Origin of the sequence: Thalassomonas actiniarum (assembly GCF_000948975.2) — a bacterium.
Classification (GTDB): domain Bacteria; phylum Pseudomonadota; class Gammaproteobacteria; order Enterobacterales; family Alteromonadaceae; genus Thalassomonas; species Thalassomonas actiniarum.
The window spans coordinates 4,835,429-4,859,071 of sequence record NZ_CP059735.1; the positions used below are offsets into that span (position 1 = coordinate 4,835,429).

The window sequence follows — 23,643 nt, forward strand, 5'->3', positions numbered from 1 at the left end:
ACCGCGCCCTCATCTGCTTATTGGAAACTAACATATTGCTAACTAATTAATAGGATATGAATTATGCGTACTGCACAAGATTTCAGCCCACTTTATCGTTCATTCATCGGTTTCGATCACTTAGCCAATCTAATCGACAAAGCAGCCAAAACCGAAAAGCAACCCAGTTATCCCCCGTATAACATTGAATCACTCACCGATGATCAATATCGTATTACCATGGCGGTTGCCGGTTTCGCCGAAGACGAACTGGATATAGAGTCCAAACAAAATACCTTAGTTGTCAGCGGCACCAAAAACGCAACAGCGAATAAAAGTAATGCCGCAGAGAAAACTAAGGCAGAGCGCAAGTTCTTACATCAGGGGATTGCCGACCGTAACTTTGAGCGTAAATTCCAGCTCGGCGACCATGTAAAAGTTGTCGGCGCCTTTATCGAACATGGCTTATTACATATAGATTTAGAAAGAGAAATTCCCGAGGCGTTAAAGCCAAGAAAAATTGCCATTAACGGCAAGAGTATCTTAACGGCCAAAGCCGATAAGCTTGCCCAGGTTTAACACCCGGTTTCCCAACTAAATTTTCCTTTCTATAGTTTTATGGTTTTATTTTGCCCGGCAATCTCCGGGCTTTTTTATAGCCATAACGAAAAGCTTTGGTTCTTATACTGCCAGGCAAACAATGCGTGGATAATCAAACCTTAGCGCCTTGATTCCCTCTTTAAACAATAGCCAGCCAGGCCAGGGTGAGTAAGCAACTGATCACCAGCCACAAACGCCAGTTACTCCATATACCAAACACCCCGATTTTTATCAGGGCAATATCCCGCCTCAAGCGCCATTTTAACCGTTGAAAACTCAGCTCTTCATTGAGCAAATATTCCACCGATGACAGGCAGCTGCCCCAGGTTCCCCTGCCGCCGCTATAACTGCCGGCCATTTCAGGGCTAAGATTGTGCTGGTGCGCTGCTACCTGCTCCCTGAGCTGCTGCATATAGGCGTCGATATCCGGTGCATCAATAGCATGGCATACTGCATGAAAAGCCTTTATTGCCATCACGGACTCACCGACATCATATTGGCCGTGATGTATTTCCCAGGTGATTCTTTCTTTGCATAACAAGTGACTATGGTGTCAACTCCTAATTTTTAACTCATTTTAGGATCCCACATGACACCATCTCTAACCATCGAATTTAAGATAACAATCATCTTTCTGACGCAGGCAATTATTGCTGTTTTTTTAGGTTTTCCAGCGGCCAATAATCGCTGATACGTATCTTTAAAAACAGGATTGCACTGAATTGCGGACATCATAGCCATGTACATAACCGTTCTGATTTTATGGCGACCACCGCGTATATTTCTTTGTCCCTGGTAAATACCACTTTCTCTATTAAATGGCGCAACACCAATGAGGGATGAAGCTTGTTTATTCGTTAAATATCCCAATTCAGGCATGTCGCTTAATAAGTTAAATGCAACCACATTACCTATGCCAGGTATGCTTTGAATAATGTCATTTTTAGCTTTATATTCAGCGCATCTATCCATCAGTTTTAGTAGTTTTTGGTCGATTTTATCGAGCTGGTTTTTAATAGCTGTTAAAATTGGTTTGATGATGCTGGATATGTTTTTTGGCATTATCTGAAGCCGATTTTTTTCCATAGTTTGCATCGTCATTAACTGTCTTCTCCTAGAAAGTAAATCACTCATTAATTGCATGGTCTCCGGCTTTAATGCTGACAATTTGGGCTTAATTGCTTCACCATAATGAGCTATAAGTTGGGCATCGAGTTTGTCTGTTTTAGCATGACGACCAATCGCTCCTGCAAATTTTTTAATGTGTGCTGGATTTGCGATAACAAAAGGTAATTTTTCTGTCGCACAGGCGATGCAAAATGCTTGTTCCAGTCGCCCCGTTGCTTCAATGATGATGCGAGTAGGATTGTATTTTTTGATTTCTTTAACGGCTTTATTGATACCTTTCTCATCATTTGAAACAGTGAAATAGATGTCTAAAGGGCGTATGTAAATATCGAGTTGTGTTTTACCAGTATCAACGCCGATGTTAATTTCATTTTGATTATTGTTGTTATTCATAATAAGCTGACTCTGCCTTGCTATTCGGGCTCGAGGCCCAGTTGACTATCCGAGTTTAATGCTTGGAGTCCTATACAGCGTTCTCACTTGTTATCGGTCTCTCAACAGAGGAGCCACGCAATCATCGAACTGCTGTATAAGAAGGCTTTGGTTGCAGCCAAAGCTTGGGCCTCACACTACCCGAAAAGGTTTAAAAAGAATATTAAGATATGGGGGATATTATCCATACAAGTCAATAAGCTGCTTTAGTTGCGCTACCGACAATGTACTGGTTTCAGTATTCATGACGGACTGGTTTCACCGCTATCTTTTGCATGTTTTCCCGGCAGGCGTGTCTGGAGCAACGTAAATAGCGTATTTGCACACCGGCATCCGTCAACCGGTAACCGGCAAAAAAAACGCCGGTTACATGATAGAGCCGCTCTTTTTGCCATTGTGGATTTAACAAATAGAGGGTTTGGCGTCGCTCAACATCAAAACCATCGCTAATCAAAAACTTTTCTCCGGTATCCAACTGCTGATAGAAAAAAATCGCCGGCTTAATACAGTGCTTATTTTTCTGATCACAAAAAGAAACGGCGGTAGAGTCATAACGGAAAAGATCAGGAAATAACTGTTTATTCAACGACTGATAGATTTCATCTTCCACCTGACCAAGGAAAGTCACATGGCGGTTAAAACAATCATGCCCCTGTGAGCAGCTAAGCTCCTTGGGGGATAAGGCAAGACAATAACCGCTTATCAACAAAAAGAGTAAAAATAGGAATTTCATCTTGTAATGACCAGATACTCTATGCTGTTTTTATTTTAGCAAAGAAATACCATTGCTTTTTTCACATTAAAAACAAGCCAGAACTCACACCGTTAGCCAGAGATCCAATAAAAAGAGAAAATTTTTTCATTTTCTTCTTGAAAAAAATGTTATCGGTCCCATCTAGTTAAATGTAGTCGCCGTAAAGGGACTCAATTAACCGCCTGTTCCGAGTGAAAGGCACTTTTATCCAGAAGCCGTAAGTCGCTTTAGCCGGTAAGTTCGCAACCTGAGTTGGAAATCACCCGCTAGTCAACCGCGCCCCATCTGCTTATTGGAAACTAACATATTGCTAACTTATTAATAGGATATGAATTATGCGTACACCACAAGATTTCAGCCCGCTTTACCGTTCATTTATCGGTTTCGATCACTTAGCCAGTTTAATCGACAAAGCTTCCAGAACCGAAAAACAATCCGGTTATCCTCCGTATAATGTTGAATTACTCGCTGACGACCAATACCGTATCACCATGGCCGTTGCCGGTTTCGCCGAAGAAGAGCTGGATATCGAATCCCGGCAAAACACTTTAATCGTGACCGGAACCAAAGGGACAAACAAAACCGAACAAACTGAGCGTAAATTCCTGTACCAGGGTATCGCCGACCGTAACTTTGAGCGCAAATTCCAGCTCGGTGACCATGTAAAAGTCATCGGTGCCTTTATCGAAAACGGTTTATTACACATAGATTTAGAAAGAGAAATTCCCGAGGCATTAAAGCCGAGAAAAATTGCCATTAACGGCAAGAGTTTATTAACGGCGAAAGCCGAGCAGCTTTCTCAGGAATAAAATCCGGTTTCCCAACTTAGTTTTCCTTTCTATATTTTTTTATGATTTTATTTTGCCCGGCTTATGCCGGGCTTTTTATATTCAGGGTGAATGGTATGCTGTAATGCCACGGATGTCATAGCACAGCAATATTCAACCCGTAAACGAAAAATCCGGCATCTTCAACAGATCCCGGATTCTCCATAGCAACGATCAAGGGAAACTCTCTTCCCTGCGTTAATTATCTGCCGTAATAGTTACAAGCACCTAAAGTGGTATAGGCGGTCGAACTGGCTTTATACCAGCCTGAACCCGGGCTGTATTGGGCACAAATTCTATAACCGTTCACTTTACTGGCATAGACATACCAATAGGCCGGTGCGGCATTTGCGGTGGCCGCGCCAATAGTACCGGCTGCTAACATCATGGCAGCAGTCATCAGAGAAGCTTTAGCTAATTTCATCTTAATTGTCCTTATATAAGCGTTTTAATCAATTGGTGGGAGAAATACAAAACAGCACAAGTGCCCCGTCCGTATTACACCCTGTGCTATGGTACTTATCTTTATGAAAATGTAAACAACTTGTCAACATTGATAGCAATGACTTGATTAAAATCAAGTTAAGCTAAAGCAAAAAACTGATGTAACATACTGAAAAAGAAGGGCTAGCCGATAGCACTCCCAACGAATAGCGCCTGATTAACCGCCCCTGATAAAGTCAGCAATCACAGGATGTATCTGCTCGCTGTGGCTCACCGGCGCCATATGTCCGGCCAAAAAAGCCTGCTCGCTCACCTGAGGTAAAGCCCCGGTAATAATTTGGCTCAGGTGCCGGCTCAGCTGAGGACTTTCACTGCCATGCATTAATAGCGATCGGCAAGTAATGGCGGCCAAATCTGTCAGGCTATAAGATTCACTGATCAAACCTTGGAAATCCAGGTTCACCTTAGCGATATCTGCGGCCATCAGGTCCTGCATTTTTTTCGGCAATGACTTAAAGAAGCCGGGTTTATTCCAGAAATTGGTAAAGATTTCCGCCGCCAGATAAGTATCCTCAATAAACACCTGAGTTTTAAAATCATCCGCTTGTCGGCGATGGGCACTGCCCTTGGGTAAAAGATGAAAAGCAACAGGTTCAAAAAGGGCCAGGGACAGGAGTTTATCCGGCGCTTCAACCGCCAGTTTTAAGGCTATGGCACCGCCGCAGGAATGACCCACCAGATGATAGGGCGCTTCACCTATCGTTTCCTGCAACACCTGCCTGATACGGCCGGTTTCAACATTAAAGTCATAGTTATCGCCGTCATGGACTTTTTCGGCCTTGCCATAACCTAAAATATCAAAATTAATCACGGTAAAGTCGGATTTAAGTAGATTGACCAGGTATTGCCACTGGCGGGCGCTGCTTAAGGAGCTGTGCAATAACACCACCGCCGGTCCCTGCCCGCTCACATAAACACCTTTGCTTGAATTCAATACTGTCACTTACTTCTGCTTACCGGTTAAAAAGGCGGTTATTATCGAAGTTTGCCGTTAAATGTCAAAAGTTAACGGCAAAAATCTCCCTTAAAAAGCAAATTAAGGTTTCCCTTTCCATGAAGCAGCTTTTACTGACCATCAATATATGGTAAAAATCTCCTAACGGATCTGGTGTTTTATCACCATAAAATTCATTCTAATAATAAGGGATCAGATGGACATTAATTTAACGGGTAAACGCGCCCTGGTATGTGGCAGCAGTCAGGGCATAGGAAAAGCCTGTGCAATTGAATTAGCCAATTTAGGGGCAAGCATTACCTTGTTTTCCCGGGACCAGCAGGCGCTGGAACAAGTTTCGGCAGAGCTTAACCGTGAACAAGGGCAGGTACATCACGTGCTGGTGGCCGACTTTTCCAGGCCGGAACAAGTTTCCCAGGCGATCCGGGGACATATTGAACAAAACGGCGCTTTTGAGATCTTAATCAACAATACCGGCGGCCCGGCCCCGGGCCCTGCCTCAGGCGCAGACAGCGAAGCTTTCCTGGCGGCCTTTAACCTGCACCTGATCAGCAACCATCAGCTGGTACAGGCACTGATGCCGGGCATGAAAGAAAAAGGTTACGGCCGTATCATCAATGTCATCTCTACCTCGGTTAAACAGCCGATACCGGGCCTTGGGGTATCAAACACCATACGGGGCGCAGTCGCCAGCTGGTCAAAAACCCTGGCCAATGAGCTTGGTCCCTTTGGCATTACCGTAAACAATGTATTGCCGGGAGCCACGGCAACGGCACGTCTTGATGCCATCATTGCCGGCAAGGCCAAAAAGCAGGATATTTCACTGGAGCAGGCAACAGAAAACGAGAAAAATCAGATCCCACTGCGCCGCTTTGCCCGCCCGGAAGAATTTGCCGCCGCAGCAGCCTTTTTGGCCTCCCCTGCCGCCGCCTATATCACAGGCATTAACCTGCCGGTAGACGGCGGCCGTACTGCATGCTTGTAACCCTATGCCCTTAACCGATAAAGCCGCAACCAGAAGCTTGTGCCTGGGGTTAGCCTTAGCCCAGGCACAAGCCTTTGCAACCACTGAGCTCGATGCCTGTTTGCTTACGGCATTAAAGTCAGCCGATGCCAACACCAGGGTGCAGCAGATACGCGCAGCCTGTTTAACTAACAAGCCTGCGCCCGAGCCAAAACTTACGTCCGAAATCACGGCTGAACTAAATCAGGGCTCGAAAGACACAGAACTGGCACAAATCAGCCGTACTGACACAGCCGCGGCTAACGGCATGATTTCCAGCCGCCTGATTGCCGAAAGAACAACCGCCTTTGATCCTTTTGTGATCACCCCCCATAAGATGAATTACCTGTTACCCGCCAGTATCACGGACAATGTCAATACAGAGGTTTATCAGGGAGTGGACGCCTGGTCTGAAAATTTAACCAATACCGAGGCTAAATTTCAGTTAAGCATTAAGGTTCCCCTGAACCGGGAAGACCTGTTTATCCAGAATGACGGGTTGTTCTTCGGCTTCACCCTGCAGTCCTGGTGGCAGGTATACTCCGATAATATTTCCAAGCCTTTTCGGGAAACCAATTACCAGCCGGAGGTTTTTTACCTCGCGCCGCTTAACTGGCATCCGGCAGGCGGCAATACCGGCTTTGCCCTGGGACTGGAACATCAGTCAAACGGCAGGTCCCAGCTGTTATCCCGCAGCTGGAACCGGCTATATCTGAACTTCCTTTATGAAAAAGACAATTTCGCCCTGTCATTTCGCCCCTGGTGGCGTCTGCCGGAAAGTAAAAAACAAAACCCGCTTGACTCAGACGGCGATGACAATCCGGATATAAACGATTATATGGGGCATTTTGAACTGGCGCTGGTCTACAAATGGTCGGACTATGAATGGACAAGCCAAATCAGGGAAAATTTTGCCCGCCACCATGGCGCGCTGGAATTGGGCTTTACCTTCCCCCTTTGGGGAAAACTGCGCGGTTACGCCCAATACTCCCTCGGTTATGGCGAAAGCCTGATTGACTATAACCACTCCCAGCAAAGGTTCGGTTTGGGTATAGCGTTAACGGACGTGCTCTAGCTTTCAAGATAAAGCCGGTAAAACGCCGGCTTAAACAACATCAATCAATTTAAAATTCCAGCTGGAATAACAGCTCAGCCAGGTCCGGTTGCCACTGAAACTCTTTTAATTTAATGCGGCCGCCCAGCACCACCACCTGTTCCTCCTGCAACAGCTGTTTTTGCCGGATAAAGTTCTCGCTCGCTTCAGGAAAAGAAATTTTTCCGGCAGAATTAATCACCCTGAACCAGGGCACAGGTTGGTTTTTCCAGCCATCTTCCGGCACTTTTCCCAGGGCTTTACCCACCAGGCGCGCCCTGCCCGGCAAGCCCGCCAGATCGGCAACCTGGCCATAACAGGCGACCTTACCCGGGGGGATTAATTGCACCGTTTGCCAGATGCGGGCATAGTGGGGATTTATCGTCATTTAAAGCCCTTGCTTGAGATAACGCTACCAGGGTAATACCTGGCCGTTGGAGTGTTTAAAAACACCGGATTCTGCCAGAGTTAAACCGTCAATAAGCGCCACTAAGCGGCTGGCGGATTCATTAGCGCTGATATCGCCGCCATGATTGACCATCTCGGTTTGCACATAACCCGGGTGATAAATACCGACCGCTATATTATTGCCCGCCAAATCTTTCGCCAAAGACATGGCTGCGGCATTTAACGCCGCCTTGGACATGCGGTAGCCGTAACGTCCACCCGAGCCGTTATCGGCGATGGAGCCCATACGTGAGGTGATCATGGCGATTTTACTGCCGGAAGACAAATTGGCCAACAAGGCATCTGCAACCCTTAGCGGCGCCAGGGCATTAACTTCAAATTGCTCACGTATCGTAGTGCAGTTAAGATCACCTAAAGACTCATCCCGTAATATACCGGCATTACAGAGTAAAATATCGATATTCACGCCTTTAAGGGCCGCCACCATCTTGTCCAGCCCCTGCTCTGTGGCAACATCAACACCTGTGATCACCTGCACCTGTAAAGCATCAAGTTCCGCCGAGTTGTTTCGGCATAAGGCATACACTTGTGCCCCCTGCTTTTGGTATAAAGTCGCAAACGCCAGCCCTATGCCGCGATTGGCACCGGTAATAACAACGGTTTTATTCATAAGAGTTCCCTTTAAAAAGCCGATTGAATAGTATTACTTTGGGGTGAGCAATAGATAACTCAACAACCAATAACAATAAATTTATCATCTAAAAAATAACAAGATTATGCATAGCGAACTTTACCTGAATAAAAACTTTTCTTTATCCACCGCCCGGTTAACTTTAGTGCCGATGACAGACAGCCATTGGCATGAATTTAAGGCGCTCAAAGGAGATCCTGATCTGATGGCCGATATCGGCGATATCTTAGACCAGCAGGCATTAAGCCAAGAGTTTCACCTCAGATCAGGCCCCTGGCAGGCAGAAGAAGGGCAGTGGTGCTCCCTGATGATATATAACAAAGCAGATGACGACTTTGTCGGCAGCTTCGGCTTTCGTATCGACAGTAAGGAAAACCGCCGCATGGAGCTGGGTTATTCTTTTTTAAAGCAAAGCCAGGGGCAAGGTTATGCCACGGAAGCCGGCGTCGCCCTGATCCGCTTTTTATTTGAACAGGTAAAAGTACGAAAGCTCATTGCCGCCTGCACCACAAGCAATATTGCCAGCTGGAAAATCATGGAGAAACTCTCCTTCACGCGTGAGGGCGTGTTGCAATCGGACATTTTTATCAACAACCGCTGGCATGACAGTTACCTGTACGGCTTAGTCAATCCACGGCCCCATGAAAGCAAACCGGGGCAGTGAATACAGCCCCGAAAACACCTTCAGGCAAATTATCAGGCAGTTGCCCCCTTAGTCGCCATCGCAAGGAATTGATAAATTTTATCGTTAAGCTGTGGCGATTTAAGAATTTTCCTGTGCCCCAATCCCCGGGTTTCAAAAAACTCGGCATTTTCAAACGACGGCAACAAACGCCGGGATTCGCTGATAGGCACTTCCCTGTCATCGAGATCATGCACGATCAAAGTTGGCGTAGGGTTAGCGACATTTTGCTTGCTGGCATCTAATTCCGAGGGATGTACCCCCACCAGCTCGGAAGCAAAATCAATAAACTTACCAGTTGCCCTGCGGTTTAAGCCGACAATTTTAGAAAAGCGCCTGAGCACATTTTCAATCGAAGACGGGCCCGAGACCAGCACCAGTTTGTCGGTTTCCAGCCCCCGGGATAGGGCTAAACTTGCCGCACCCGCTCCCATGGAATGGCCGATAACGGCATCAAATTTCCCCAGCTTTTCCTGGGCAAGCAACAGGGTTTGTACAAAAAGCTCCGCATTGGCCATGTCCCCCTGCGATTTCCCGTGCGCCGGCATATCAAGTGCCGTGACCCGGTAACCCAGCTCAAGCAGCCGGGGCACTAAACCATACATTTGTGTCGCCCGGCTTTCCCAGCCATGGATCAACAATAAATTTTTGCCCTGGCTCGAAGCGGGATCTGCTACATCACCCTCCTGCCAGCAAATGGCACTGATGTTTTCATTAAGATTAAAACGCTCTCCCCGGTTTTCGGCTTTAAGCTCCCAGGCTTTCGGCTCACTGCGGCGCGGACGCATAAACATGGCTAAAGTCTTTTTAGCGGTTCTCGACGGGGCAATAAAACTCATCAGCTGATTTTTAATGCGGTAACTCATCAGGGCAAAATTCATGGGATTTTCCTCTTTGTCTATTGCTTGTTTACCTTAGCTTCAGCTTTACCACCAAAACAAACCTGACGACAGGTAGGTAAAACAAGCAAAATTTTTTTCAGATACTTCTTACGGCTAATTTTCAGGCGACAATGGCGATAGCTTAACCTTTAACCTAGCACCTGCTGCCATTACTCGTTGATGTTTAAATAACTTTCAATCACTTTAATACAGGCATCAAAAGACATCGCCTGCTCTTCGACCCGGCTTATCAGCACAGCCCCCTGCAGGCTGGATAAAATCCAGCAGGCAAGCGCTCCGGCATCTTGCCCGTGACCGGTAAACTCTCCCTGCTTTAATCCGGCCTCGATAATCTCGGTCACGCCTTTTTGCTGGACGCTGATCACTCGCCTGACACTTTGCTGTACTTGCTCAGACTGGCTCTCCCATTCGGCGGCAAAAGCGCCTCCCGGACAAATTTTGTGCCCCGGACCGATATAACGGATATAGATGGAAAAAAAATACCTGAGCCGGCGGCTGGGAGATTTTTCCCTGCCGCGGGCAAAGCTGGCTTTGAGATCTTCACAAGCCCTGTCCATCAGTGCCACAGATAAATCATCTTTACTTTCAAAGTGATAATACATGCTGCCCTTTTTAATGCCGACGCGGTTGGCCAGCTCCTGGAAGCTGACGCCGCTGATAGACAGGCGCTGCACCATGTCCATGGCAACATCGAGTATTTCACTTCGGGTATCTTTTGCGATCTTCATAAACCTACCTTACGTCAGGTTAGTTGTTTTTTCAAGCAAATAAATTAAATTGCCAACAAAATGGTTCAAGGCAGAATCAGCCAGCAGATAAAGCCATTAGCCTGCATGATGCACTTTTCACAGCAGATAACGATGGTTAAAACGTTTTAAACCAGCCTTGTTAAACCGGATCACCCGGCTGTCAGGATCCCTGGCTGCCCACCCTTTATCAAGCACATCCTCTAAAATCCACTGACCGAGTGAACCCGCCAGATGAAAGCGCCGCTCACTCCAGTCCAGACAAGACTTACAAAGCGGACGTTTTTTACTTGTTAAGATCTCAAGCTCCAACCCCAACGCACTGAAAAATTCCTGCCCCAGCGCCGTGAGCATCAGCTGTGACTCGCTCGTATCCCGGATATAACCCCGGCCGAGCAAACTGTCATACAGGGCAACACTCATCTCCCCTGCCAGGTGGTCATAACATATCCGGGCCAACCTTAAATCAGGATCAGCGGGGCCGGTTTTCACCCCGGAAGTGGCCGTTTTCGCCGAAATATTTAACAAGGTTTCCAATAACTGGGCGATATCCGCCCCGCTGAGCTGAAAATACTTATGCCGCCCCTGCTTGCGCACCACCAGCAGTTTAGCCGCTACCAGTTTGGCCAAATGGCTGCTGGCGGTTTGTGCGGTGATATCCCCTTCCAGGGCCAATTCGGTTGCGGTAAGGGCTTTTCCCGCCATTAAGGCAATCAACATTTTTGCCCGGGCGGGCTCGGCTATCATTGCCGAAAGCGTAGCGATATCGGGTTCTTGCATGCCGCTAGACTCCATTTCCGATAATTTTAAATTTCCCCTAGCTTGCCATAAAAAAGACTCAAACAGTTCGGGCTGCATCGAAGCATAACATTTTCAAAGCGATAACATGCGCTAAAACCCGATTACAGCCAAGATGACAAACTAAAGAGGTAAAGCCAATGACCATCACCTGTTTTATCGAATACAAACTCGATCCCGCAAAAATCGATGAATTTCACCAATACGCCAGAAACTGGGGAGAAATCATCCCCGCCTGCCAGGGAGAGCTGCTCGGTTATTTCCTGCCCCACGAAGGCACCAATAATATCGCCTACGGCTTAATCAACTTTGCTTCGCTGGCAGCATACGAGCAATACCGGTACAGGTTAAAACAAGACACTGGCGGCAAAGAGAATTTTGCCTTTGCCCGCCAGAGCCGGTTTATCCTGGAAGAGAAACGCAGCTTTTTAACCCCGGTGGCGGAAACCTTGTTCAGGCAGGAGTTAACGGATAAGCAGGAGCAGGATTAACATGATAGCGGTTATCTTTGAAGTCTGCCTTCACAGCAGCACAAAAGAGGATTATTTTATCCTGGCCGGCAAATTAAAAACCCGGCTGGAAAAGGTCAACGGCTTTATCTCGGTAGAGCGCTTTCAAAGTTTACAAGACCCGGATAAATACTTGTCGCTCTCGTTCTGGCAAAACGAACAAGCCGTCAAAGCCTGGCGCAACACCCTGGCGCACAGACAGGCACAAAAGGCCGGACGGGACGGTATTTTTAGCAACTACCGTATCCGGGTGGCCTCGGTGCTGCGCGATTACGACATGGATAACGGGGCTCAATCGCCAGAAGACAGCCACTTAATACACCATAGCTGACCCCCTGATAATCCCTTTCCCCCGAATAACAGGAAGCGCAGCAGCAAGCCCTTCCTGTTTCCCCGCGGACATTCTTAGCCAAGAGTTATGCTCTCGATAAAAAACATTAGCAATATTGAATATTTACAGGTAATTTATTGGTTAAAATTAAATCAGCATAAGCTGCCAGCTTGCCGTTTAAAAAAACTGTGGCTAGATCGCATCACAAATAATAACAATGAATGGAATTTATCATGCTCAACCGTTTAAACATTAAACTGCTCTTGCCGCCGGCCCTGGTGGGCATAGTTTTTATTCTCGCCTTAAGTATTTTTGCACAAAAGTTAAGCCACCTGGCCCTGATGGCTACCCTCGTTATCATGCTTGGCCTGCAACTGTTGAGCGCTTACCTTTACTCACAGCAGTTTCTCTCCAAACGTTTAACCCGGCTGAAAAGTTACCTGGAGTTAGTGATCAGTGTCGATCAGGCGCCGGAAAAACCCATTACCGACAGAGTCCCGGATGACCTGGGAGATATTATCAACGGCTTAAGCGCCTTTATTGCCGAGCTGGCAGAGATGATCGCCGATATTCGCCGCGAATCCGATGCGCTGCGTCAGGGGTCAACCCGACTGGCGGCTCAAATGGGCGAGTCTGTCGGCGCCGTGGGTGAATCTGCCAGGGAAATAGATCAAATGGCACAATCCATCGAACAGGTGGCCGCCACCTCAACAGTGTTATCACAAAGCGCCGCCAAAGTCAGCCATACCAGCAGCGAAGTGATGTCGATATTAGCCCGGGGCAGTTCATCGTCGAGCACCAGCCAGCAAAGCATGTCGGCGGTTGCCGAAGAGGTCAATACCATGGCAAAAGAGCTGGCCTTGTTACAGGAAGAATGTTCGCGCATAGGCACGGTGCTGGATGTGATCCGCGGCATTGCCGAGCAAACCAATTTGCTGGCGTTAAATGCCGCTATTGAAGCCGCCCGCGCCGGCGAACAGGGGCGGGGCTTTGCCGTGGTTGCCGATGAAGTCAGGGCCCTGGCCCACAGGACCCAGGAGTCAACGGTAGAAATTCAAGCCATGGTCGAAGGACTGCAGAGCAAATCCACCAATGCCGTCAATGCCATCGCCAAAGGGCAGGCTCTTACCCGCGAGAGCCTGGAGCATTCATCCGGTGTGGTCGAGGCCCTGGAGCAAATCGGCAATGTCTTTACCGAGGTCGATAACCTGACCTCACAAATCGCCAGCGGTACCGAAGAGCAGCAACAATCCACCGCTTCGGTCAATGAGAACATGTCGACAGTGGTGCACTTAAGCCGGGAAATCACCACAGGGCTGGGTTCGGTTGCCAAGCATGCCACAGAGCAGCAACAAACCTCGGAAGTGGTAGATACCACCTTAAACCGTATTTGCGTTTAAAAAGCCGGAACCAGCGCTTCAGGCGAGAACCCCCGGAGCACGATTAACGGCCCGGTTGCTTGTTGCGCTGCTGTGCCAGTAATTGCAGCTGCTTGGATTGTTCATGCAATTTGGAGATAACCCCGGGGCGCGATTAACGGCCCGATTGCTTGTTACGCTGCTGTGCCAGTAATTGCAGCTGCTTGGATTGTTCGTGCAGGCTGGTACGCACCAGCACTTCCCTGTCTTCATCGCGGATATAATGGAAAATCACTTTATAGTGATTCATCTCCTGGTGTCGCTCGACATCGATAATTTCTCCCAAACAAAACACCGCACAATGATCTTGCAGGAAGAACATTTTCATTTCCAACATCTGGTGAAGCTTAAACTGCTCCTCAGTGGCAAAAATAATACCGCCGCCGCCGAATTTAATGCCCTGGTAACGGTATTGCTCATCGTCCTGCTGGCTAAGGATATAACCGACCAATAAATCGATTTTTTGCGCCTGGTGGTTTAAAAATTCCACCAAATGGCTCGCCACCCCGCTTAACCCCTGAAGCGGCCTTAACGCCGACTGATCCACGCTGGAGATATCGCTGGAAATTTTAAAGGGTAAGGGGATCCTTTCCATAAACGCGTTATAGTCCGGCACCTGATCGCCATCAAGGGGAATAAGGTTTACGGTAAATTCGTTTTCTATCGAGAAAAATTCATTGAACTGTTGTAGCTTCGAATCACGCTCGGATGCTGACTCTGCTCCTGACATAGCGGCTTACCTGAAATAACTTTACCTTTGATTATAAAGATAAAAACAGACAAGGTCTAATAACATCACAGCCTTTGCCTGCATCAAAAAACAAAACAGCACCGGGTAAAGCGATTAGCTTTCTCCGGCGCTTTGTTTCCAAACAGGATAAAGGATTAACGGCTTAGCGGCATGTCCATGCAGCTGGCATAATAACTGACCGTGCCCGGCCAGTCGGCGAAAACTCCAATAACCCCGACCTGCTGCGCCAGCACATCCAGCAGCTCCAGCTGCTGGCCGTCATTGTTGATCACCTCATTAATGGTTTGATAATACCAGCCGCCGCCATCACCCAGCGGTCCGGAGCGCTCTAAGGTCCAGGTGATAATATCCAGCCCGGCCGCTTTCGCCTGTGTGGCATAGGCTGACGGCACTATGTTGTTTTCACCGTCTAAGGTCACCAGCATCCATAGAGGCGGCGCGATAATTTTCACACCGTCCGCGGCCAGCTCGGCCATGCTCGGCGACCAGGTATCGCTATTGGTAATATCAAAGTTTTCATCATCATAACGCCCGTCCAGGTAAACCGCCTGCCCGCCAAATTCACTTTCATTGGCAATCCAGTACTGAACATCTGCCAGGTTAAAAGACTGGGGATAAACATCAGCAGGTGCTACCCCCGCCGCTTTATATTCATCAAGCATTTTCTGGGCATAATCTTGCTGGCTAAAGCCGTTAAACGGCATAGTCACACTCGGTGATTTTAACTCCGGGGTCATTTTTACCCCGAGCGCTTTAAAGAGTTCAATACTCTCAGCATGAGTCATAAGCGTGCCTTGACCGGCATATAAATCAGTGCGCCAGCTTGGCGTCGCATCCATATATTCTTCGACTGTAGTCGCCATAGGATTGGCGGCATCCATTTTCCCCTCAAGCTGTTTAAACTGGGCCAGGGTGATATCGCTGGTACAGCATTTTGCCTGGGCAGGGACATTATTTTCAACATCGGCGCCGATAAAAGGGGTAGTACAGGAGGCGGCAATTTCAGGCATGGCCAGGATATTGGTGGTGGTGTGTAAATCACATTGTGAATGGCGGCACACCAGCGCCTGATCTTGGGTAAAGGTCACATCACATTCAACAATGCCGGCGCCCATTCTCGCTGCCGCAGTATAGGACTCTTTGGTGTGTTCGGGGTATTGCATCGCCGCGCCGCGGTGACCGATAGAAAAGTCGGTGCGATAAAACGGTCCGTCACTGCACTGCTGTAGTTTCGTTTTTAGCTCACCCGATGGCAGGGTATCCACCAGGAAAAAGGGCCGGCTGCCCAGCTGAACACTCGATTCATCTGCCGAGGTCACAAGCACGGGCACTTCAACCCGCTCCACCAGGGTGACGGTATTTTCGACAATAACGGGTTTGTCCACTTCAACGACTTTGACTTCTTCGTCTTTACAGGCGGACAGGGTCAAAGCCAGTGATATAACGGATACATTAACGGCAAAACTCTTCATCTAATGATTAACCTAAACTGTTAAATAAAAAGCTAATACTAAACTGGTCAGATGACAGTTAAAGACGTTATTGATGAAGTTTTTGCGGCAGATTTATGAAAAAAGGCTACCGTTTTTTCTTACAAAATAAATTAGTTAGCGCCATGTAGCCTTAACCATGCCTTCTCAATAAGGTATCCAAATGATTGGCAAACGCCTGGCGGTCGCTTTGGCTCAACGGCGGCGGTCCCTGGGTTTGTTCGCCGCTGGCGCGCATGGTATCCATAAAATCACGCATATTAAGCTTTTGCTTAATATTTGCTTCGCTGAAAAGCTCACCGCGGGGACTTAACGCCAGCGCCTGTTTTTCGATGACTTCGGCGGCCAGCGGAATATCTGAGGTGATCACTAAATCTCCTGCAGAGACTTGTTTGACAATTTCATCATCGGCAACATCAAAACCGGCAGTTACCCGTAAAAAACTGATCACCTTGGATGGCGGCGTGCGCATAAAATGATTGGCCACCAAAGTCAGTTGCGTTTGCGTACGTTCAGCGGCTTTAAACAGGATTTCTTTAATGACCACAGGGCAGGCATCGGCATCAACCCATATTTTCATTTGCATCTCCTTATCAAGATCTTCAGGTACAAAAAAAGGCAAGATATAAAATCTTACCTTTTCATTCATATATTGCTAGTTCTCTAACAATATGTGATGCGCTTAGCCGTTTATAACCAAACGAATCGTGCCGTTAAAATTAAAGGGCAACGATGTTTTCTGCTTGAGGGCCTTTTTGACCTTCAGTTACAGTGAACTCAACTTTTTGACCTTCGGCCAGAGTTCTGAAACCTTCACCAACGATAGCGTTGAAGTGAGCGAAAACGTCAGGACCGTTTTCTTGCTCGATGAAACCGAAACCTTTAGCTTCGTTGAACCATTTAACTGTACCAGTAGTAGTAGACATAATAGTATCCTATTTATTCAAGAGTAATTATTGGCTTATAGTAAGCCGGATGTGCCTAGAAGTGTTGCTATTACTTATCAAAAACAGGACGAAGTACTAATCAGTCAACGAAATGGTGTGCATAAATATAAAACGAACTTTCAAGCGAGAGGAATTGTATACTAGTTGGAGTTTATGTCAATTATTAAAGCAAATAAGCTGAAGCTCATTTTCGGCTTATTTGCCCGGAAATACCGCCATACTGTGTGCTTCCCTCGCGTACGACTCGCTGTTAAGCGGGTTCTGTAATTAACGCCCTGTCCTGCTTTTCAAACTCGGGGGCATTCGCGGATAACTGATACTCTTGGGCAAAAGCGGCAAATGGCTCGCGAAGGTCTTTGGGACTGACAAATTCACCATAGCGGACCGGGAACTCCTGATCTAACTCCTTTAACAAGGTGGTCTTAATCGGGGCATTGCGCCAATGGGCATAAAAGACCGGCTTGGGACTGCCGGCATGTAAATTATAGGAAAGTTCAAATGCCCCGCTTTCACTCATGGAGGTGCGGATAAAAAGCAGGGCATCCGCCTCATCGAGCAGGGCCAGACGATAATTTCGAAAGGCCTTGGGAGTAAAAATTAACCCTGTGGTGACTTCAAAGTTTTCAATAAACGAAGCGCTGCAGGATGCTTGCTCTCCGGTTAGAAAATTCGTTTTCGGGAATAGCTCTTTAATAAGGTCTATCACTCCCTGAATAACATTACTTTGACTTTTATCTGCCTGAGTAAAACTTTGCCGAATAAATAACTTCATAAATATCTCTCCGTCTACATAAGTCAATAAAGACAATCAAGCTCCCGGGACTGTTGATACGAATAATAAGCCCCTTGCCAAGTTAAGCTCCTAAGCTGAACCCCAAAGTTAAAGTTAGCGCTAAAAAGCTTATTTATCGAATTTTCACCGCGATTTTACTGCGCTTTCTATCAGATCAACGGCGAAGACGAGACCAGTCGGATGCCAGCATGGCAAAAACATATTCGCTGCCCCAGACCCCTTTAAAAAAAATATTGTCAACAAAATGTGCTTCTTGCCTGAAGCCAACGCGTTTAAGCAAGCGGGTGCAAGCCTGGTTGTCGGCATCGGTAACTGCCGTCACCCTGTGCTTTTTTAATTCCAGAAATAAATAATCGAGCAAGGTATAGATAGCTTCCCGTGCCAGCCCCTGATACTCGGGGGCCACAGTAACGCCAATCTCCACCTGCTGTTCGTCGATAAAATGTACCGCGAGATCGCCAATCAGCCGATGCGTATCCCGCTCAATCAGGGCCAATTGAAACCAGTAGCCCAGGGTGGCAAAGGCCTGTTGGCTCATGCTCTCATATAAGCGGCAAGCCTCCTGGTAGCTGTATTGACTCCAGCTTTGATACAAGGCGACTTCAGGCAATGCCCGGTATTGTGCAAAAGCATGTAAGTCGCCGGGGGCCAAAGCCCGGATAGTTAAACGTGAACTTGTTAAGTGAATATCCATTTCAATCTCTTATTATTTTCCAAATGACAAACCACTGGTTAAAGTCTTTGCTGCATGGTTGTCACATACTAACCGGTTCATTTTCCTTTATAAATAGTCCCAGGTCCGCCCTGATGAATAGAGCCCAAAGCCACTTTGGGAGCCGCGGGAAAATTATTCATTACCGGTGGATCAATATGAGTAAATCATATCTATACTTAGCTTAACGCATATACACACGACAGCCTCATAGTCAGCTCCCGCACATACTTAACTGCCAGGAAGATAAATGTGGTTAAACCTAACGAAAATAACGACGGTGACGTTTTGCTTTTCGGTGATGATGACGATAAGCAAATTAAAAAACCCCTTAGCCCGAAAGCCAAATATAACTTACTGATTGTTGATGATGAACCCGATGTCCACGAGGTAACTAAGCTGGCATTGCGGCGGTATGCATTTAATGGCGCAGGATTAAACATTTTAAGCGCCTTTTCCGGTGAAGAAGCCATCAATTTACTGCAAGATCGGGACGACATTGCCGTGATCCTCTTGGATGTTGTTATGGAAAGGGATGATGCCGGCCTCAAAGTCGCCAACTGGATCAGACAAATTAAAGGAGATCACAGGGTACGGATAGTGCTGCGCACGGGGCAGCCGGGTGAGGCACCGGAAGAGCGTATCATGACAGAGTATGATATCAATGACTACAAGGAAAAAGGCGAATTAACCAACCGTAAACTCAATACCCTGATGCATTCCTGTCTCAGGGCATATAACGATATTGTCACCATAGAAGATACCTGCCGAAAACTCACGGATATTGTCCGCAGCGACCAGGTTCACTACCAATTAAGACCTGTAGAAGCCTACAGTAACGGCGTAATCCGCTTGTTGATGGATTTAATGACATACTCCCGCAGTTACTTTTGCGCCAGCTACAGCAATGAACAGCCGGACGAAGCCCTGATCACTTACGCCTCAGGCCGTTATACCAATAAAAAAGGCTGTAAACTCAGTGAGGTCACCGATATTAAACGCTTTTCCCCCTTATTATCTAATCATGAAACCGGCTATATCGAAGATAGCAACCAATTTCTCGGTTATATTGCCAACGGCACGACCAACTACCTGATTGTACTGGATGAAAGAGAGCGCAATGACAATCAAGATGTCAATATTGTAGAACTCTTCCTGCACCATATCGCACTGTGTTATCACAAAGAAAAAGGACTGCTATAAAACCGGGGAGTTACCATGCAAGAGCAATATGACATCCTGCGCTCAAAGACTTTGAAGAAGACGGTGCAACTCAATTCCCTGACCTTAGTCTGTGCTTTAATGGCAGCTGTCTTTTCTTACTGTGCTTATTCTTCTTTGCAGGAATTACAACAAGCCAGTAACAACCGTTATCATTCTTATTTACTCACCGAGCAGCTCAGGTTAAGTTCAGATCAACTCACCCTGATGGCCCGTACCTATGCCGTTACCGGCAAGGAAAAATACCTGGACTTTTTTAATCAAATCCTGGCTATTCGTAACGGACGCCAGGCTCGCCCTGAAAATTATCACAGGGTGTACTGGGATATGTTAATGCCGGATCAGGGCAAAGCCCCTTTTGCCAATGGCCAGCGACTACCGCTGCAACAATTGATGAAACAGGCCGGTTTCAGCCAAGAGGAATTTGCCCAGTTGCAACAGGCACAGCAGGTATCAGATAAGCTGACGGAGCTTGAGTTTATGGCATTTAATGAAGTAAAAAATGCCTTATCACTAACCACTCCCTATAAACTTGCAGCGGAAAGGGAAGCGGCACTGAAACACCTTTATAGCCAAGATTACCTGGCAGCAAAAGCCAAAATAATGTCACATATCAACGAGTTTTATTCTTTACAGGAAAACCGCACTAACCGCCAGGTAGAAGCAACAGCCAGTAAGCATAGCTTGATGACCATCTTGGCATTATCCAGTTTTATCGTCCTGCTGCTGATCCTGATGCTGAACTTTCGCTTGCGGCATAAAATGAACCGGAAATTTATTGATCTGCTGGAAAAAGAAGTCGATACGCAAACCGAAAATATCAGGTCAAAAAACGACCAGCTGACTGAATCGCTGGAAATTATGGAGACCGCAAAAAACCAGCTGGTGGAGTCGGAAAAAATGGCCTCCCTGGGTTCCCTGGTGGCCGGTGTCGCCCATGAAATCAATACCCCGGTTGGCGTAGGAGTAACGGCAGTAACCACATTACAGGAAGAAATAGCCTTGTTGCGGGAAAGTGCCGACAACAATAACCTCACCAAGAATCTGCTGCTAGAAGCCATAGGCATCTTCCAACACAGCACAGACATGATTTTTACCAACCTGATGCGGGTCTCTTCATTAATAAAAAGCTTTAAACATGTCGCCGTGGACCACGCCCACGATGATATACGCCCCCTGGAACTCAGAGAAAGCGTACAGGATGTGGTCGACTCTATCATGCCTAAATACAAATATTACCGGGTAGAAGTCAAGGTGGATATAGACAGCAAAATCAACTGTAAAACCTATCCCGGCGCCTTAGCCCAAATCATTACCAACCTGGTGATCAACGCCTTTTTTCATGCTTTTGACAAAGATCAGGCAGGCCAGATTCATATCGGTGCCAAAGAACAAAAAGGCTGGGTCACCCTGGTGATCACGGATAACGGCAAGGGCATGGACGCGAAAATACGGGACAATGTCTTCGAGCCCTTTTATACCACCAAACGCAATAAAGGCGGCACCGGGCTCGGCATGCATATTGTCTTTAACCTGGTGACGCAAAAATTATCCGGACAAATCACCTGCGAGTCCGAACCGGATAAAGGCACCCGCTTTGAAATTATCTTTCCCTGCCAGTTAAAATCTCCGCCGCTTCAGGCCAGTGGTTAAGGCCTGAGGTCAAAAATAAGACACGGGGAATAATGATAAAACCACGAATATCAATGCACCAGAAGTAACTCAAACAAGGCTTCATTTTGTGTTATCCGGTCGGGGGTAAATTGAATACCGAGCCAGTGTTTTTGATCGTTGACGCAAGCCAACACAGGCTCCTGCCACACCATTTCCCCAAAAACCTCAAACTGGCCATGACGATGGAGGTAACGTATGGTAATAACCGTGGATGGTGAGGCCGGCTCTGCCGCCTGTAAACAAACACCAAAGGGAGTAATATCTTTAAACTCGTACAGTTTTACAGGTCTGTCATCAAACATCAGGGTCAGCTCACCTTCCGGTAACTTAATGTTTGTTTCGCGAATTGCCCGACGACGCTCTGAATGGTCCACAATCTCGTCCATAATAATCCCTTACTATCTTGGCTAAAACATTCAGTACAGATTGTAGCACAGACAGCAAAGTTCACACTTGTGTGACCTTATTTACACCGCTAAATTGGGTATAATGATCTTCGGGATGACCTCGCAAAATCACTATACCCTTTTAATATCTAGCGATATTTTACCTAATAAAAGTCTCTGGTAAAGCGCCCTGAAAAAAACCAGAAAAGGAGAAATTTAATTATAACCCCGCACATAAATCGAGTTGCTGTCATCATCCATGAGTTCAATCTCTTTAAAAGCACTTTCAACTTTGTCGGTATTATAATCAAGCGGGTTATTGATCAATGGCGAACACTTGTCCGAGTTATCACCAGATACTAAGCGGCTTTCTCCATTGAGGTCACGATTACTAATCATGATATTCGTCCTATAAATTTGATGTTTAAAAATAAATAATTTTAGTACTTCAAATAGCCTGTTACCTTCTGCCAAAATCCGGGTATTAATCGCACCAGTAAGCCCCAAAAAATCAACGCCGCTGACAGCAAAATAAATCCTCTTTCTTGTCTCGAATTCAAGAACAAAATTTGTTCCGAAGAAGACAGCAGATTGCTGGAAAATGTTAGCCTAGTATTGACGATAAAACCACCTATTAACGTCATTAATAACAGATTATTTTTTCAGCGATTAAAAAGCACAAATAAAATCGGAAAATCCTTCTGTATCCCGTGAAAATAAGTCGCTGTGGTAAAAGTCTGATGACACCTCTTATAAAGAAAAACACTTCATATCTAAGCTGAAAATTCTTCTTCATCAGTAAGAAAAAAGTGTTGCAACGCAGCATTTTTTAAACGTAGAAAAAATATTGCACTGCAGCATTTTATAACGAAGAAAATGTACTGCACTGAAGTCATTTTTTAGCGAAAAAAATGTACTGCACCGCAGCAATTTTTTAGCGAAAAAAGTAAAAGTTTTAACGGCTAAAACATCCTTTAAATTATCCAGTAATATGACCGGATAAGCTTTAACCAGGGCTAAACCCCAATAAAAAAATTTTTGTGCCGAGTATACAGCCATTTTCCCCAATAAAGCATGTCGATTTTTTTTGCACAAAAAAATCACTCATAAAACAAACACCAGACAAATAACAGTAAAATCAAAAAGTTGTTTTCTGGCCTGATAGACGCTCAAAAATCGAACAACAAAAGGGAAGTATTAATTTCACAACAAGGACAGCTCTCAATGAAAACGTTAAAACACCATCTGATTTCGGCTGCAGCTTTATGGCTGTTCAGTACCACTTCCGTTAATGCCAGGGTGTTAACCCGGGGTTTTCCGTCACCATAGCTCCCCTCTACCGGGACGATGCCAACGTAATTGATGACACTATAGTGTCGGGTACAGTACTTTACGGCAGCTTTTCTTATGATGATGGTTTAATCGAAGACTCAGCAAACGATGACTATGTGGATGGTTATACAGCTCCAAACGGCACCTTTACCATTGCCGGCATAGGCACTTATGATCGGGACGGGAAGTTTCCGTGGTACGTCAAAGCTCACACGATATCGTCTATGTTGAGGGTGGATACCAGATGGGGGATATCTGGGAACAAATCGAACCTGGCTTCTTAGATTACAACCAGAGTTATGATAACGGCGAATTGCCGGTCGACTGGCACAACCCGCCGGTGCCTTTTGCCGATTTCGAATTTAACGACTAGCTGGATGTCGGCACAGATCCTTGCTGCTCCGATTCCCGGGTAGGCGGTTATGTTTCTTCGATTGAGCTACGCTCACCAACCTATGTACCTGAACCTTCAAGTTTGCTCTTAATTAGCCTGGGCTTGATTGGCTTAGCCAGGAAAGTGAAATAGAGTTAAGTAAAAATTTTATACTTTACGGCTATAAAGCCATCCGAGAGCAAG

General features: G+C 46.5%; 30 protein-coding genes. 12 read left to right on the top strand and 18 right to left on the bottom strand.

The annotated features are described in order from the left end of the window. Positions 1-63: 63 nt before the first annotated feature. Positions 64-558 carry an Hsp20 family protein gene (locus SG35_RS21075; RefSeq protein WP_044833000.1) on the top strand — a complete coding sequence of 165 codons (495 nt, stop codon included), beginning with the start codon at positions 64-66 and terminating at the stop codon, positions 556-558. 160 nt (positions 559-718) lie between these two features. On the opposite strand, the gene SG35_RS21080 is transcribed toward SG35_RS21075, so the two are convergent. The 3 genes from SG35_RS21080 to SG35_RS21090 form a co-directional block, all read right to left on the bottom strand. Beyond that, positions 719-1,057 (bottom strand): hypothetical protein, encoded by a 339-nt coding sequence (locus tag SG35_RS21080; protein ID WP_274055208.1) that lies wholly within the window; start codon positions 1,055-1,057, stop codon positions 719-721. A gap of 89 nt (positions 1,058-1,146) precedes the next feature. Beyond that, positions 1,147-2,100 (bottom strand): IS110 family RNA-guided transposase, encoded by a 954-nt coding sequence (locus SG35_RS21085; RefSeq protein ID WP_044835965.1) that lies wholly within the window; start codon positions 2,098-2,100, stop codon positions 1,147-1,149. 274 nt (positions 2,101-2,374) lie between these two features. Beyond that, positions 2,375-2,872, bottom strand: coding sequence for a hypothetical protein (locus tag SG35_RS21090; protein WP_044836452.1), 498 nt, complete (start codon positions 2,870-2,872; stop codon positions 2,375-2,377). A gap of 356 nt (positions 2,873-3,228) precedes the next feature. Here SG35_RS21090 and SG35_RS21095 point away from each other — a divergent pair, with 356 nt between their 5' ends. Beyond that, positions 3,229-3,702: an Hsp20 family protein gene (locus tag SG35_RS21095; protein WP_274055209.1), complete on the top strand. Its 474-nt coding sequence runs from the start codon at positions 3,229-3,231 to the stop codon at positions 3,700-3,702. 220 nt (positions 3,703-3,922) lie between these two features. Here SG35_RS21095 and SG35_RS21100 read toward each other — a convergent pair whose 3' ends face one another. Next, positions 3,923-4,144 (bottom strand): hypothetical protein, encoded by a 222-nt coding sequence (locus tag SG35_RS21100; protein ID WP_044836451.1) that lies wholly within the window; start codon positions 4,142-4,144, stop codon positions 3,923-3,925. Positions 4,145-4,381: 237 nt separating this feature from the next. Then, positions 4,382-5,167, bottom strand: a complete 786-nt coding sequence (locus SG35_RS21105; protein WP_084693052.1) for an alpha/beta fold hydrolase — start codon at positions 5,165-5,167, stop codon at positions 4,382-4,384. A gap of 208 nt (positions 5,168-5,375) precedes the next feature. Here SG35_RS21105 and SG35_RS21110 point away from each other — a divergent pair, with 208 nt between their 5' ends. Continuing rightward, a complete protein-coding gene (locus SG35_RS21110) occupies positions 5,376-6,164 on the top strand; it encodes an SDR family oxidoreductase (RefSeq protein ID WP_337993185.1) in 789 nt (262 codons plus the stop codon). Positions 6,165-6,168: 4 nt separating this feature from the next. Further along, positions 6,169-7,257, top strand: coding sequence for a phospholipase A (locus SG35_RS21115; protein ID WP_274055210.1), 1,089 nt, complete (start codon positions 6,169-6,171; stop codon positions 7,255-7,257). A 49-nt stretch (positions 7,258-7,306) separates the two neighbouring features. On the opposite strand, the gene SG35_RS21120 is transcribed toward SG35_RS21115, so the two are convergent. Further along, positions 7,307-7,663, bottom strand: a complete 357-nt coding sequence (locus SG35_RS21120; protein WP_044836417.1) for an MGMT family protein — start codon at positions 7,661-7,663, stop codon at positions 7,307-7,309. Between the two features lie 24 nt (positions 7,664-7,687). Continuing rightward, positions 7,688-8,353, bottom strand: coding sequence for an SDR family oxidoreductase (locus SG35_RS21125; RefSeq protein ID WP_044836418.1), 666 nt, complete (start codon positions 8,351-8,353; stop codon positions 7,688-7,690). A gap of 106 nt (positions 8,354-8,459) precedes the next feature. Between SG35_RS21125 and SG35_RS21130 the strand changes: the two genes are divergently transcribed. After that, entirely contained in the window at positions 8,460-9,038 is a 579-nt protein-coding gene (locus tag SG35_RS21130; protein ID WP_053043504.1) for a GNAT family N-acetyltransferase, read from the top strand. A gap of 32 nt (positions 9,039-9,070) precedes the next feature. Here the strand turns inward: SG35_RS21130 and SG35_RS21135 are convergent, their stop codons facing one another. The 3 genes from SG35_RS21135 to SG35_RS21145 all read right to left on the bottom strand — a co-directional run bounded on the left by SG35_RS21135 (position 9,071) and on the right by SG35_RS21145 (position 11,484). Then, positions 9,071-9,937 (bottom strand): alpha/beta hydrolase, encoded by an 867-nt coding sequence (locus SG35_RS21135; RefSeq protein ID WP_053043505.1) that lies wholly within the window; start codon positions 9,935-9,937, stop codon positions 9,071-9,073. A 170-nt stretch (positions 9,938-10,107) separates the two neighbouring features. After that, complete coding sequence (locus SG35_RS21140) at positions 10,108-10,686, bottom strand: TetR/AcrR family transcriptional regulator (protein ID WP_044836419.1); 579 nt, start codon at positions 10,684-10,686, stop codon at positions 10,108-10,110. Between the two features lie 117 nt (positions 10,687-10,803). Next, positions 10,804-11,484, bottom strand: a complete 681-nt coding sequence (locus SG35_RS21145) for an ArsR/SmtB family transcription factor (protein WP_274055211.1) — start codon at positions 11,482-11,484, stop codon at positions 10,804-10,806. A gap of 158 nt (positions 11,485-11,642) precedes the next feature. Here SG35_RS21145 and SG35_RS21150 point away from each other — a divergent pair, with 158 nt between their 5' ends. The 3 genes from SG35_RS21150 (at position 11,643) to SG35_RS21160 (ending at position 13,742) form a co-directional block, all read left to right on the top strand. Continuing rightward, entirely contained in the window at positions 11,643-11,993 is a 351-nt protein-coding gene (locus SG35_RS21150; protein ID WP_044836362.1) for an NIPSNAP family protein, read from the top strand. Between the two features lies 1 nt (position 11,994). Next, the gene (locus tag SG35_RS21155; protein WP_044836363.1) at positions 11,995-12,342 is read left to right on the top strand and encodes an antibiotic biosynthesis monooxygenase family protein; all 348 of its coding nucleotides are present in this window, start codon (positions 11,995-11,997) and stop codon (positions 12,340-12,342) included. A 233-nt stretch (positions 12,343-12,575) separates the two neighbouring features. Beyond that, complete coding sequence (locus SG35_RS21160) at positions 12,576-13,742, top strand: methyl-accepting chemotaxis protein (RefSeq protein ID WP_274055213.1); 1,167 nt, start codon at positions 12,576-12,578, stop codon at positions 13,740-13,742. A 133-nt stretch (positions 13,743-13,875) separates the two neighbouring features. Here the strand turns inward: SG35_RS21160 and SG35_RS21165 are convergent, their stop codons facing one another. The 6 genes from SG35_RS21165 to SG35_RS21190 form a co-directional block, all read right to left on the bottom strand. Then, a complete protein-coding gene (locus tag SG35_RS21165) occupies positions 13,876-14,490 on the bottom strand; it encodes a PilZ domain-containing protein (RefSeq protein WP_274055214.1) in 615 nt (204 codons plus the stop codon). 155 nt (positions 14,491-14,645) lie between these two features. Then, complete coding sequence (locus SG35_RS21170) at positions 14,646-15,983, bottom strand: glycerophosphodiester phosphodiesterase family protein (protein ID WP_044836367.1); 1,338 nt, start codon at positions 15,981-15,983, stop codon at positions 14,646-14,648. A 151-nt stretch (positions 15,984-16,134) separates the two neighbouring features. Continuing rightward, positions 16,135-16,581, bottom strand: coding sequence for a YaiI/YqxD family protein (locus SG35_RS21175; protein WP_044836368.1), 447 nt, complete (start codon positions 16,579-16,581; stop codon positions 16,135-16,137). Positions 16,582-16,720: 139 nt separating this feature from the next. Further along, positions 16,721-16,927 (bottom strand): cold-shock protein, encoded by a 207-nt coding sequence (locus SG35_RS21180; RefSeq protein ID WP_274050568.1) that lies wholly within the window; start codon positions 16,925-16,927, stop codon positions 16,721-16,723. Between the two features lie 271 nt (positions 16,928-17,198). Further along, a complete protein-coding gene (locus SG35_RS21185) occupies positions 17,199-17,720 on the bottom strand; it encodes a hypothetical protein (RefSeq protein ID WP_053043508.1) in 522 nt (173 codons plus the stop codon). A 175-nt stretch (positions 17,721-17,895) separates the two neighbouring features. Continuing rightward, positions 17,896-18,435 (bottom strand): GNAT family N-acetyltransferase, encoded by a 540-nt coding sequence (locus SG35_RS21190; RefSeq protein ID WP_274055216.1) that lies wholly within the window; start codon positions 18,433-18,435, stop codon positions 17,896-17,898. A gap of 270 nt (positions 18,436-18,705) precedes the next feature. Here SG35_RS21190 and SG35_RS21195 point away from each other — a divergent pair, with 270 nt between their 5' ends. Both SG35_RS21195 and SG35_RS21200 read left to right on the top strand, forming a co-directional pair. Continuing rightward, positions 18,706-19,656, top strand: a complete 951-nt coding sequence (locus tag SG35_RS21195) for a response regulator (protein ID WP_053043381.1) — start codon at positions 18,706-18,708, stop codon at positions 19,654-19,656. Between the two features lie 15 nt (positions 19,657-19,671). Further along, positions 19,672-21,327 (top strand): sensor histidine kinase, encoded by a 1,656-nt coding sequence (locus tag SG35_RS21200; protein WP_274055217.1) that lies wholly within the window; start codon positions 19,672-19,674, stop codon positions 21,325-21,327. 50 nt (positions 21,328-21,377) lie between these two features. Here SG35_RS21200 and SG35_RS21205 read toward each other — a convergent pair whose 3' ends face one another. Together SG35_RS21205 and SG35_RS21210 are read right to left on the bottom strand one after the other, a co-directional pair. Next, positions 21,378-21,734, bottom strand: coding sequence for a hypothetical protein (locus SG35_RS21205; protein ID WP_044836389.1), 357 nt, complete (start codon positions 21,732-21,734; stop codon positions 21,378-21,380). Between the two features lie 216 nt (positions 21,735-21,950). Further along, a complete protein-coding gene (locus tag SG35_RS21210) occupies positions 21,951-22,133 on the bottom strand; it encodes a hypothetical protein (protein WP_152646865.1) in 183 nt (60 codons plus the stop codon). Between the two features lie 1,126 nt (positions 22,134-23,259). Here SG35_RS21210 and SG35_RS21215 point away from each other — a divergent pair. Together SG35_RS21215 and SG35_RS32140 are read left to right on the top strand one after the other, a co-directional pair. Next, complete coding sequence (locus tag SG35_RS21215) at positions 23,260-23,439, top strand: hypothetical protein (protein WP_152646864.1); 180 nt, start codon at positions 23,260-23,262, stop codon at positions 23,437-23,439. 60 nt (positions 23,440-23,499) lie between these two features. Then, positions 23,500-23,592 carry a PEP-CTERM sorting domain-containing protein gene (locus tag SG35_RS32140; RefSeq protein WP_420794571.1) on the top strand — a complete coding sequence of 31 codons (93 nt, stop codon included), beginning with the start codon at positions 23,500-23,502 and terminating at the stop codon, positions 23,590-23,592. Positions 23,593-23,643 lie beyond the last annotated feature (51 nt).

What these genes read in the sequence shown, in the direction of transcription:
- SG35_RS21075 (WP_044833000.1), top strand. Translation starts at nt 64, where the DNA reads ATGCGTACTGCACAAGATTTCAGCCCACTTTATCGTTCATTCATCGGT.
- SG35_RS21085 (WP_044835965.1), bottom strand. Translation starts at nt 2,100, where the DNA reads ATGAATAACAACAATAATCAAAATGAAATTAACATCGGCGTTGATACT.
- SG35_RS21090 (WP_044836452.1), bottom strand. Translation starts at nt 2,872, where the DNA reads ATGAAATTCCTATTTTTACTCTTTTTGTTGATAAGCGGTTATTGTCTT.
- SG35_RS21095 (WP_274055209.1), top strand. Translation starts at nt 3,229, where the DNA reads ATGCGTACACCACAAGATTTCAGCCCGCTTTACCGTTCATTTATCGGT.
- SG35_RS21100 (WP_044836451.1), bottom strand. Translation starts at nt 4,144, where the DNA reads ATGAAATTAGCTAAAGCTTCTCTGATGACTGCTGCCATGATGTTAGCA.
- SG35_RS21110 (WP_337993185.1), top strand. Translation starts at nt 5,376, where the DNA reads ATGGACATTAATTTAACGGGTAAACGCGCCCTGGTATGTGGCAGCAGT.
- SG35_RS21115 (WP_274055210.1), top strand. Translation starts at nt 6,169, where the DNA reads ATGCCCTTAACCGATAAAGCCGCAACCAGAAGCTTGTGCCTGGGGTTA.
- SG35_RS21120 (WP_044836417.1), bottom strand. Translation starts at nt 7,663, where the DNA reads ATGACGATAAATCCCCACTATGCCCGCATCTGGCAAACGGTGCAATTA.
- SG35_RS21125 (WP_044836418.1), bottom strand. Translation starts at nt 8,353, where the DNA reads ATGAATAAAACCGTTGTTATTACCGGTGCCAATCGCGGCATAGGGCTG.
- SG35_RS21130 (WP_053043504.1), top strand. Translation starts at nt 8,460, where the DNA reads ATGCATAGCGAACTTTACCTGAATAAAAACTTTTCTTTATCCACCGCC.
- SG35_RS21135 (WP_053043505.1), bottom strand. Translation starts at nt 9,937, where the DNA reads ATGAATTTTGCCCTGATGAGTTACCGCATTAAAAATCAGCTGATGAGT.
- SG35_RS21140 (WP_044836419.1), bottom strand. Translation starts at nt 10,686, where the DNA reads ATGAAGATCGCAAAAGATACCCGAAGTGAAATACTCGATGTTGCCATG.
- SG35_RS21145 (WP_274055211.1), bottom strand. Translation starts at nt 11,484, where the DNA reads ATGCAAGAACCCGATATCGCTACGCTTTCGGCAATGATAGCCGAGCCC.
- SG35_RS21150 (WP_044836362.1), top strand. Translation starts at nt 11,643, where the DNA reads ATGACCATCACCTGTTTTATCGAATACAAACTCGATCCCGCAAAAATC.
- SG35_RS21155 (WP_044836363.1), top strand. Translation starts at nt 11,995, where the DNA reads ATGATAGCGGTTATCTTTGAAGTCTGCCTTCACAGCAGCACAAAAGAG.
- SG35_RS21160 (WP_274055213.1), top strand. Translation starts at nt 12,576, where the DNA reads ATGCTCAACCGTTTAAACATTAAACTGCTCTTGCCGCCGGCCCTGGTG.
- SG35_RS21165 (WP_274055214.1), bottom strand. Translation starts at nt 14,490, where the DNA reads ATGTCAGGAGCAGAGTCAGCATCCGAGCGTGATTCGAAGCTACAACAG.
- SG35_RS21170 (WP_044836367.1), bottom strand. Translation starts at nt 15,983, where the DNA reads ATGAAGAGTTTTGCCGTTAATGTATCCGTTATATCACTGGCTTTGACC.
- SG35_RS21175 (WP_044836368.1), bottom strand. Translation starts at nt 16,581, where the DNA reads ATGAAAATATGGGTTGATGCCGATGCCTGCCCTGTGGTCATTAAAGAA.
- SG35_RS21180 (WP_274050568.1), bottom strand. Translation starts at nt 16,927, where the DNA reads ATGTCTACTACTACTGGTACAGTTAAATGGTTCAACGAAGCTAAAGGT.
- SG35_RS21185 (WP_053043508.1), bottom strand. Translation starts at nt 17,720, where the DNA reads ATGAAGTTATTTATTCGGCAAAGTTTTACTCAGGCAGATAAAAGTCAA.
- SG35_RS21190 (WP_274055216.1), bottom strand. Translation starts at nt 18,435, where the DNA reads ATGGATATTCACTTAACAAGTTCACGTTTAACTATCCGGGCTTTGGCC.
- SG35_RS21200 (WP_274055217.1), top strand. Translation starts at nt 19,672, where the DNA reads ATGCAAGAGCAATATGACATCCTGCGCTCAAAGACTTTGAAGAAGACG.
- SG35_RS21205 (WP_044836389.1), bottom strand. Translation starts at nt 21,734, where the DNA reads ATGGACGAGATTGTGGACCATTCAGAGCGTCGTCGGGCAATTCGCGAA.
- SG35_RS21210 (WP_152646865.1), bottom strand. Translation starts at nt 22,133, where the DNA reads ATGATTAGTAATCGTGACCTCAATGGAGAAAGCCGCTTAGTATCTGGT.